Origin of the sequence: Xenorhabdus griffiniae, from assembly GCF_015163655.1 — a bacterium.
Classification (GTDB): domain Bacteria; phylum Pseudomonadota; class Gammaproteobacteria; order Enterobacterales; family Enterobacteriaceae; genus Xenorhabdus; species Xenorhabdus griffiniae.
This window is the reverse complement of record NZ_JADEUF010000202.1, coordinates 1-2,974: the sequence shown is the minus strand read 5'-3', so window position 1 is coordinate 2,974 and position 2,974 is coordinate 1. Positions and strand designations below refer to the sequence as shown.

4 protein-coding genes are annotated in these 2,974 nt (G+C 39.0%); 1 reads left to right on the top strand and 3 read right to left on the bottom strand.

The features are described from left to right. Nucleotides 1-60 precede the first annotated feature (60 nt). Nucleotides 61-1,230, top strand: a complete 1,170-nt coding sequence (locus IQ211_RS18635) for an MFS transporter (RefSeq protein ID WP_189761299.1) — start codon at nt 61-63, stop codon at nt 1,228-1,230. A 1,096-nt stretch (nt 1,231-2,326) separates the two neighbouring features. On the opposite strand, the gene IQ211_RS19950 is transcribed toward IQ211_RS18635, so the two are convergent. The 3 genes from IQ211_RS19950 to IQ211_RS18620 form a co-directional block, all read right to left on the bottom strand. After that, the gene (locus IQ211_RS19950) at nt 2,327-2,458 is read right to left on the bottom strand and encodes a hypothetical protein (RefSeq protein ID WP_262985623.1); all 132 of its coding nucleotides are present in this window, start codon (nt 2,456-2,458) and stop codon (nt 2,327-2,329) included. 51 nt (nt 2,459-2,509) lie between these two features. Then, nucleotides 2,510-2,836 carry a hypothetical protein gene (locus IQ211_RS18625; protein ID WP_189761298.1) on the bottom strand — a complete coding sequence of 109 codons (327 nt, stop codon included), beginning with the start codon at nt 2,834-2,836 and terminating at the stop codon, nt 2,510-2,512. Between the two features lie 43 nt (nt 2,837-2,879). After that, the coding region (locus tag IQ211_RS18620) for an IS1 family transposase (protein WP_228011597.1) at nt 2,880-2,974 on the bottom strand (95 nt) is incomplete at its 5' end.

Below are 2,974 nucleotides of genomic sequence, written 5' to 3'. Positions count from 1 at the left end.
ATAGCCTTTTGTTCCTTTATTGCTCTTTGTTTCGCAACTTAAGGTTATAAAGGCAGGGCTATGTCATTTCAATTCACTATGTCATCTCATCTAGAAAGTCGAGCATCGCGTGATCTTTATAATCCGGCACTACCTATAATAAAGACCACACTCGCAATTACTGACAATCAGGCACAAAGCCTTGTTGTTTATTATCTCGTTGGTTTCTCTGTATCCCAACTTTTTTATGGACCTCTCTCCGATAAACACGGACGCATTCCTGTCATTGTATTTTCCTTATTATTTTCCGCTATCGGTAATTATCTGACTTCTACGGCTGGATCATTTTACGCATTATCTCTATTCCGGCTTCTGACCGGTATTGGTGCAGGCGGATGTCCAGTTATTAGCAGAGCTATACTCAGTGATACTTTCCGGGATAAGACGGAATTATCTAAATCTCTGGCTATTTTTTCGATGGCATCACAGGTTTCGCCTGCTTTTGCACCTGTTATTGGCGGGTATATTACAGAATATCTGCCGTGGAAGTTTAATTTTATCGCTCTTACCATAATGATGCTGATAGGTGCATTTTTTGTAAAAATGACGTTGCCGGAAACATCACCGATGAAATCAACAGACAATGGCCAAATAACAGGTTTTCGAATTCTGTTATCTGACATTAATTTTGTTATATACAGTGTTGTCTCCGCCGTTTTGTTTGCTATTACCATTGGTTATTTTACTGCCAGCCCTTTCGTATTCCAGACACAATTTGAATTATCTTCATCACAGAATGGATATCTGTTTATGGTTTATTCTGCTGGGATCGTAATAGGTTCGTTGCTGACAAAAAAATGGTTGTCACATTCCACACCTGAAAGAATTCTGAAAGTTTCACTCCCACTATTAGTATTGTTTACAGCGATGGCACTCATTTTTATTTATTTTACTCAGGTATTGTCGATTGAATTTATCATTATTTATAGTTTTGCGGTAGGGCTAGGATGTGGACTGTCTTCTCCATTATTACTTGGGATAAGTTTGCATGGACACCCAGAATTGTCCGGGACAGGCAGTGCCTTACAAGGCGCACTAAAAATGGCCGGAGCAGCCATTGTATTATGGTTTTTCTCTAGTGGGCATACAACAACAGCTGCGGGTTTAATGTGGGGACTTTTCATTCTTGCCTTGATTTGTTTTGTTTTCATTACGTTTACTCAGTATAGGGTATCGAGCAACCAACATTGATAATGTTATTTTCACTGTCACACTAACGGAGAGAATATGGATCTTGGAATCACGGGTCGCTGGGCTGTCATATGTGCAGCCAGCGAAACGAGAACAAACAACAAAGATTGATTTAACCGTCCATATTTTCCTCTGAGTTTGTGCTCTCTTGAGAGGAATTATAGCCATTAAACTTAGTCGTTTAATTATCAAACAATTAGTTAAAATATTCCCGCCATTAGCACAATCTAATGGTCAAGGCTACTAAACCTGTCTGAATCGCCACCATCAATATTAATTAATGGAAGAGGTAGCAGAAATGAATAACAACAATGTTCAAAACGACTGGCATCAAGCTGATTAATTGCTGCACTACGCAAACGTGGTACAACCTTAGCGGCTCTCTCCCCCGTGAGATGGGACTCAGTTCATCAAAATTAGCCAATGTACTCAGCAGGCAGTGACCTAGAGGTGGGTGGATTATCTCGGAATCCATCCCGCTGTAATTTGTGATCGATGTCGTAAAAATGAATATTTTTATTTCAAGCCCTGAACGTAAAATGGCAGCCAGATTTGACCATTTTTAACCCTCACGGCTTTTTTGCTTTACGATGATTGGAAAACACGCAATAAGCAATATAAATAATTTAAATCAGTCAGATAGGAAAGCAGAAAAACAATCAATAGTTAATTAAATGTTAAAGCCTAATCAGTCCAATTTGCACTGCTATGATGTTTAGGAACATTTAAAACAAGAAAAGGGTGACTGTTTTTCAGTCACCCTTTTCTTGTTTAAGGTAATGATTTCAGTAATTGATTCTGATGTCAAGTGAGGTGTAAACTTCGCGGGATGCCGATGCCAGTTCGGTATCAATTATCTTTTCGTACCATCTACTGTTGATGCAGGGCAGTTCAGTCAAACTCCATCCTCCTAAGTGACTGAAACCCGCCCTGTTCTTTTTAATCCGTTTTATTCCTTATCATCAGAACAATCGGTGTATAGCTCCAGTAGTCTTTTCACCAACGGCAGATTCCGCTACGACGCTTTCAGCCGGCTAAGGTCAAAAATCGGATCGTCGGTTTCGGCACCTGCCACTCACAGTGATTCTTACTACCTTCAAGACCAGTTCAATATAATGCCTTCCAGATTGATATCCCACATCCGCAGGTGCAACAACTGGTTCTGGCGTATCCCCGTAAAACGTAATGTCGCCAATAGCCACATCAAATCTGAATTTTTAATGATCAAGATCGCCACGACGTTAATAATATATTCAAATAATTACTGACATAACCACTATCAACCACAAGCCCAATGAATCTTGTTCGTTAACAAATCTATTTGAGCCACACCATCTCCGCCTATATTGGAATCACCCAGAGTTTCATCAAATCCAAAATAAAACTCACTCAATTCATCTGGAATAGATTGCGCTGGATGTGCGGTCCCACCAAAATGGTGATTATTAAAATACTTATCTAAATTAAGATCCAGTTTTTCACTGACTTCATGAAATATCGGTATATATCCCTGAATATCTTCTACTTTTAAGCTATCAATAGCTTCAGTATCTTCAATAGCCTCCAACCAGTCTGGATATTCTTCTGGCTTAATTCCTACATTCATCTTGAAGTTAGATTGGTATATAAGATTTGGTCATGATTCCAATTTATTGATAGTGACGAATGTTCAAATAATACCCAATGACTCTGTCATGCATTTCTATGGATTTTGAAAAAGATAAGGTCTTGCGAGTCAGTCTTG

What these genes read in the sequence shown, in the direction of transcription:
- IQ211_RS18635 (WP_189761299.1), top strand. Translation starts at nt 61, where the DNA reads ATGTCATTTCAATTCACTATGTCATCTCATCTAGAAAGTCGAGCATCG.
- IQ211_RS18625 (WP_189761298.1), bottom strand. Translation starts at nt 2,836, where the DNA reads ATGAATGTAGGAATTAAGCCAGAAGAATATCCAGACTGGTTGGAGGCT.